At 51.6% G+C, this 6,214-nt stretch carries 6 protein-coding genes and 1 other RNA gene; 3 read left to right on the top strand and 4 right to left on the bottom strand.

The window, feature by feature from the left end; genetic code table 11:
- Positions 1-119, bottom strand: an RNA gene (gene rnpB, locus L692_RS34125) — RNase P RNA component class A; the annotation flags it as partial.
- Positions 120-227: 108 nt separating this feature from the next.
- Complete coding sequence (locus tag L692_RS0116075) at positions 228-1,193, bottom strand: sugar-binding transcriptional regulator (RefSeq protein WP_025701154.1); 966 nt, start codon at positions 1,191-1,193, stop codon at positions 228-230.
- Positions 1,194-1,383: 190 nt separating this feature from the next.
- Here L692_RS0116075 and trpB point away from each other — a divergent pair, with 190 nt between their 5' ends.
- From trpB to L692_RS0116060, 3 genes are read left to right on the top strand one after another with little or no spacing between them, the layout of a single operon-like run.
- Positions 1,384-2,583, top strand: a complete 1,200-nt coding sequence (gene trpB / locus L692_RS0116070) for a tryptophan synthase subunit beta (protein WP_025701153.1) — start codon at positions 1,384-1,386, stop codon at positions 2,581-2,583.
- On the top strand, positions 2,580-3,389 hold the full coding sequence (gene trpA, locus L692_RS0116065) for a tryptophan synthase subunit alpha (protein ID WP_025701152.1): 810 nt from the start codon (positions 2,580-2,582) through the stop codon (positions 3,387-3,389). The genes trpB and trpA overlap by 4 nt, the downstream gene beginning before the upstream one ends.
- A gap of 51 nt (positions 3,390-3,440) precedes the next feature.
- Positions 3,441-4,784 (top strand): radical SAM protein, encoded by a 1,344-nt coding sequence (locus tag L692_RS0116060; protein WP_025701151.1) that lies wholly within the window; start codon positions 3,441-3,443, stop codon positions 4,782-4,784.
- Positions 4,785-4,900: 116 nt separating this feature from the next.
- Here L692_RS0116060 and L692_RS0116055 read toward each other — a convergent pair whose 3' ends face one another.
- On the bottom strand, positions 4,901-6,016 hold the full coding sequence (locus L692_RS0116055) for a Nif3-like dinuclear metal center hexameric protein (protein ID WP_025701150.1): 1,116 nt from the start codon (positions 6,014-6,016) through the stop codon (positions 4,901-4,903).
- Positions 5,992-6,214 (bottom strand): tRNA (adenine(22)-N(1))-methyltransferase TrmK (locus L692_RS29080; RefSeq protein WP_036724034.1); only part of this gene is annotated, 223 nt, incomplete at its 5' end. The genes L692_RS0116055 and L692_RS29080, both read right to left, overlap by 25 nt.

Here is a 6,214-nt window from a genome sequence, read left to right as displayed (position 1 = left end):
CATTTCTGTGGCACTATCCTTCGGCTCGCGCCGACTGGACGTTATCCAGCACCCTGCCTTATGGAGCCCGGACTTTCCTCCCGCGGCCAATAGCCGCCGGCGATTGTCTGTCAAACTTTCCGAACAACATTATATATTATACAGGCCGGGGCGAACCGATACAAGTGTTAAAATGATGCAATCGTATAGCCCGGTTAAAGATTCTTCGAATATGGCAGCTTATAAGTTTATCCCTTCGCTCTGCCCAATTTCAACAGGCATTTGGCCGTTTCCATATCCGTCACAAGCGTATCAATCCACCCGCCCCGAAGCGCTGCGGCTATAGCAGCGGCCTTGTCCGCGCCGCCGGCAACCGCGATAATGTTCGGTATAGCCCGCAACTCCTTCAAGGAGAGTCCCACCATTCTGTTCTCTTCTTCACAGTCAAGAATTCTTCCGCCATCATCTATAAAAGAAGTGCAAATATTAGCTGCCGCCCCTCTTGCCTTCATTCTCAAAATGCTTTGAATGTCAAAATAACCGGACTTGACAATAGTCGCCTCTTCCGAGACTTGTCCGATTCCCACGACAGCGACGGTGGCTCTGCGGGCGAGCTGAATCACTTCGCTGATCTTCTCCTCAGCCAGAATCATCTCGCGCAGTTGCTCCGAGGCAACGATAGCCGGAGCATTGAGCTGATAATATCTGGACTTCAATACCTCCCCGAATACTCTTGCGTTTGAATTGGCGTGCCATTTGGCCCCTTCCGCTCCCCAGCCGCCGATTATGGGTACAAACCTCATGTTTTTCTTGGTGAAAAAATGAAGCTCCTGCCCCGCCGCGCATACACTTCTGCCAGCCATGATCGCTATGATGTCATTACTCTTCAGCACAGATTCCAGCATCGCCGCAGCCGCTCTCCCCAAGTGTAGCTGGGTCAGCTTCGGATCGGCGCTGGGCACTTGAATCACCGCCGCATTTCTTATTCCGAATGTTTCCGTAATCGCAAGCTCATATTGCTGTTCCTCGGCGAACGGATTTTTAATCGTTATCCGGACAATTCCCTCCGCTTTGGCAGCGCTCAATAAACGGCTTATCTGTGGCCGGGACATGGACAACCGCTCTGATATTTCCTGTTGGCTCAGACCTTCCTCATAGTACAGCATGCTGGCTTTTACAAGTATGCGAGTGCGTTCCTGGTTAAAATCCGACATCTTCGACTCCTTTTGAACAAATGTTCCATGTTGTAATAATGTTCAGATGGTTGTATGATTACAATAAATACAAAATCTTCTTTTTTTGTTGGGAGTGATTTGGCAACCCGCCTTCATTATATTCGCGGCGAGCCTTTCTTTCCATACGCTTCATCCTATTATAACCGTAATTATAAGGAGGGTTTCACACTTGAGTCTCACATTAAATAACGCCCGGGGCAAGTTCGGGGTATATGGGGGAAGGTTCGTTCCCGAGACACTTATGCATGCGCTTGAGGAGCTGGAGCGGGCGTATCTGCACTACTGCAACGAACCGGATTTCGTCAACGAAGTGCGCGAATTGCTTCGGGAGTATTCCGGGCGGCCAACTCCGCTCTATTTCGCGGAAGGATTGACCAGACATTTGGGCGGAGCAAAAATCTACTTGAAGCGCGAAGACTTGAATCATACGGGCGCACATAAAATCAATAATACCATCGGCCAGGCGGTTCTCGCCAAACGAATGGGCAAAACGAAGCTGATTGCCGAAACCGGGGCCGGCCAGCATGGCGTAGCGACCGCTACAGTCGCCGCCCTCCTGGGAATGGAGTGCAAAATTTTTATGGGAGAGGAGGACATTAAGCGCCAGCAATTAAACGTATACCGTATGAAGCTGCTGGGCGCCGATGTAGTGCCTGTGACCTCCGGTTCAAGAACCTTGAAGGATGCCGGCAATGAAACCTTGCGTTATTGGGTAGCCCATGTAGATGAAACATTTCTTCTCTTCGGCACGGCCGCCGGCCCCCATCCTTACCCGATGATGGTCCGGGATTTCCAAAGAGTTATCGGTGATGAGGCCCGCGAGCAAATTCTGTCCAAGGAAGGACGATTGCCCGATTCAGTGGTTGCATGCGTCGGCGGCGGCAGCAACGCAATCGGTATCTTCTTCCCGTTCCTGGAAGACTCGCAAGTGCGTCTGATCGGAGTCGAGGCAGGCGGAAGAGGACTGCATACCTGCGAACACGCGGCCACTCTGTCCAAAGGCACACCGGGAGTTTTCCAGGGGTCCATGAGCTATTTGCTGCAGGATTCATTCGGTCAAGTGCAACCGGCCCATTCCATCTCCGCCGGACTGGATTACCCGGGCGTAGGACCCGAGCATGCCCATTTGAAGGATATCGGCAGAGCCGAATATGTCTCCATTACGGACCAGGAGTCACTTGAGGCCCTTCAGCAGCTATCACGGACCGAAGGAATCATTCCGGCGCTGGAAAGCGCGCATGCTCTGGCCCACTGTGTGAAGCTCGCCCCGCTCCTTCCTCCGGAGCATATTATGATTGTCAACATTTCCGGCCGGGGAGATAAGGATATGGACACGATTATGCAATATCTGGGGGGCGAGCTTGAATGAATCTCATTGACCAAACCTTCGAGGAGCTGCAAAGAAAGCAGCAGACGGCCTTTATTCCGTTTATCACCGCCGGCGATCCTGACGTATCGACTACCCTTGATCTGATGCGGCAGCTTCAGCAATCCGGGGCCAATCTAATCGAATTGGGCGTGCCCTATTCTGATCCGTTGGCCGACGGCCCTGTGATCCAGCAAGCATCCATCCGGGCCTTGAGCAACCATATTACAATTGTGGATGTGATTGGCCTTGCCAAGCAAGCCAGAGAAGCGGGCATTGAAATCCCTCTCATTTTATTTACTTATTATAATCCGCTCCTCCAGGCAGGTCTTGAGAACTCATTCTCCTTAATGGCGGCCAGCGGTATTGACGGAATTATTGTGCCGGATCTCCCCGTAGAAGAGAGCGACAGAGTACGGTTCTATTGCGAGCATCATAACATTCACTATATTCCCCTGGTGGCGCCAACCTCGCAGGAACGGATTAGACCCATAGTAGACGGGGCGTCAGGATTTGTATATTGCGTATCCTCACTCGGCGTAACCGGACAACGCAAAAATTTCTATGGAGATATCGAAGAATTCCTTGTAAAGGTAAGAGAAAGCACCCATCTGCCCATTATTATCGGATTCGGTATTTCGGATAACAACCAATATAAGCGATTCACGAAGCTGGCCGATGGCATTGTTGTCGGCAGCGCCATCGTTCATACGATTGAAGAGAATCTCGGCTTGCTTAAGCAGCCTGCAACCTATTCCCAAGGCATGGATAACGTAAGAGATTTTATTACCCGCCTGCTCGAAGTCTAAGCTTATTGACCAATTTTCCCCAAACCCAGGGGGATTCGAGGAGAGATAAGATTGATAACGTTAAAAAATGAGTACCGGAATAAGGGCATCGACTATTTTACAGATGAATATTATGAATTTATCAGCAAGCTGCAAGGCTATAAGGGAAGCGGACGCAAAAAGGAGTCTTACTATGTCCTTTCCGAGAATTTCCGGGAGAAGGGCAAAGCCTTATATGAATGCCTGGCGCTGGAGCTTGTCCATCAATTGCATTGTCAGCTGAAATGTGAATATTGCTATGTGGCGCTCGATTCCAAAAGCCAGTCGAACAAGCCGGTCCCGGCCAATGATATCATCCGGCTCGTTGATCAGGCGGCAGAAGTCGATCCGGCAACGGGGAAAACCCTCTTTGGCCAAATTGCCTTCATTGGCGGCGAACCCACCCTGCACCCGCACCTGCCAGACATCATGCAGTATACGCTGGATAATGGCTTAATGCCTCTGTTGATAACTAACGGTGTTAAATTAGCGGATATCGATTTTGCAAGAAAGGTTTGTCTGCCTGGGTCGGTGATTGTTACACATTTGCCCTATCTTGATGCTGAAGGGGACAAGGAACTGGATCAACTGACCAAATTCCCGGGATATTCCGAAATTCTGAAGCAGGCGATCCGGAATATTGTGGAAATCAAGAAGGAATGGAATGCGCTGGGCGAGGATTTTGAATTGGTCGGGGATTTCGTAATCAACAAGCAGACGGAGAAATATGCATTTACAGTATTTAAATACTGCCGCAACAATAACATTACGCCCTTCTTCGAGAGAATGCGCGTATCCGATGACAAGCGGAACCTGCATCTCGTCCCCGAAGACCGCACCTTAAAGGAACTGCTGTTCCAAATTTTCGAATATGACAAAGAGCACTTCCCGCATCTGGTATCTTCCGAAAATGCCAATGAAGAAGAATTGCTGCTTAAGAAAATAGAATATTTGATTACTCCGGCGTTTGCCAACTCCTGCACCATGTCACAGACCGGAATCCATGTTAAGTATAATCAAAATGGCTTCGGCGAAGCCCTGTCCTGCGTAGGGCAATTGATTTCGCACGGAAATACTCAATCCAATACTTTACAAGAGATTGTAAGAAAGAAACAGGATTCCCGGATCTTCATGGAGCAAAAGGACTTTATAGCCGGGCCCTGCGCGTCGTGCGAGCTTTATGATTCAGTGGGCTGCGAGGGCGGGTGCCGGGGTAATGCCAACACCGCCTTTAGCTGCGGACGCGCATCCGATCCGGAGTGCCTGTTCATTAGAAAGGAATGCCGGACGGATCGAACGATTATGGCCCCGGATAACTGTAATCATTGCCCTGCCGAGAACACAGCGGCTTGCGGGATTAAAGCTCAAACCGTCTGAAACTATGGAAAAAAAGCGTTCCGCTGTTCGAGCAGCGAAACGCTTTTTATTATGGATTCCTGCGCCTGGGCCGACAAGCGCCTTGCATAAAGCAGCACTATCCGGTCCTGCGCTGTCTATATGAACCGGAACGGCTCCGTATTCACTTCGGAAGCGTAAACAGGCGTTTCATATTTATGCTCCGTCAGCTTGCCTTTGATCCACCCGGCAACCTTGTCCTTCATAATCTTCTCGGCATTATGTCCGGGATCGATCAGCGCGACGCCGGCCATCAGCGCGTCGTGCGCCGTATGATAGTCGATGTCGCCCGTAACGAGCACATCGGCGCCACGGAAGGCAGCGCTGCCGAGGAATTTTCCGCCCGATCCGCCAAGCACGGCAGCTTTGCGTACAGGCCGGTCCAGATCCCCGACCACCCGCACCTTCTCCACGTTCAGCCCGGTTTTCACGGTTTCCACGAACTGTCCCAGCGTTGTCGGCTCCTTCAGCTTCCCTACCCGGCCCAGCCCGAAGCTGCGGCCTTTCAGATCCATGGAATAGAGGTCATAGGCGACCTCCTCGTAGGGATGGGCCTTGAGCATCGCCTGAACGACCTTGGCGCGGATACCGAGCGGAACGATCGTCTCGATGCGGATTTCCTCCGCCCGCTCTAATTTACCCTGTTCGCCAATGTACGGGTCGGTGCCCTCGCAGGGTATAAATGTGCCGTAGCCCTCGATATTGAAGCTGCAATGGCTGTAGTTGCCGATCCAGCCCGCCCCGGCGTTCAGGATGGCGTCCAGCACCTTCTGATGATGGTCCTTCGGCACGAAGACGACGAGCTTGGACAGCTGCTCGGTATGACTCTCCTTAAGCGGAGCGGCATTCTCGATGCCGAGCGCCTCGGCCATCCAATCGTTCATGCCGCCCTCGGTCACATCCAGGTTCGTATGGCTGATATAGACGGCGATATCATTCTTGATGAGCTTCTCGTAGAGCTTTCCCATCGGCGTATCGGTCTGAAGCTGTTGCAGCGGACGAAAGATAATCGCATGATGCGCAATGATCAGATTGCAGCCAAGCCGAATCGCTTCTTCCACTACCTCGTCGTTCACATCAAGCGTGGCCAGGACGCCGGTGATTTCTTTATGCAGGGTGCCGAGCTGCAGACCAATCTTGTCGCCTTCCTCCGCCACGTGCTTCGGAGCAAGCTGCTCCATATATTGAATTACAGTTTGTCCTTTGGCAAGCATGCCAGCACCTCCGTAATTTCTCGGATTTGCGCCTTAATCTCCGCGCGTTTGCTTCCGGCTGATTCAAGCTCCGATCGGGAAAGAGACTCCAAAATACGCTCCAGCTTGGATACTTCCTCCTGCCATTTGGCAGCAAAGACCGGACCTCTCTGCCTGATCAGCCACGGGCCCATAATCAGCAGCGTTTCCATGCCATAC

This window comes from Paenibacillus forsythiae T98 (assembly GCF_000520735.1).
GTDB classification, from domain to species: Bacteria; Bacillota; Bacilli; order Paenibacillales; family Paenibacillaceae; genus Paenibacillus_AQ; species Paenibacillus_AQ forsythiae.
The sequence above is the reverse complement of the archived record's forward strand: the minus strand, read 5'-3'. Positions and strand labels throughout refer to the sequence as shown.

Coding starts and splice junctions, on each gene's coding strand:
- L692_RS0116075 (WP_025701154.1), bottom strand. CDS start 1,193: ATGTCGGATTTTAACCAGGAACGCACTCGCATACTTGTAAAAGCCAGC.
- trpA (WP_025701152.1), top strand. CDS start 2,580: ATGAATCTCATTGACCAAACCTTCGAGGAGCTGCAAAGAAAGCAGCAG.
- L692_RS0116055 (WP_025701150.1), bottom strand. CDS start 6,016: ATGCTTGCCAAAGGACAAACTGTAATTCAATATATGGAGCAGCTTGCT.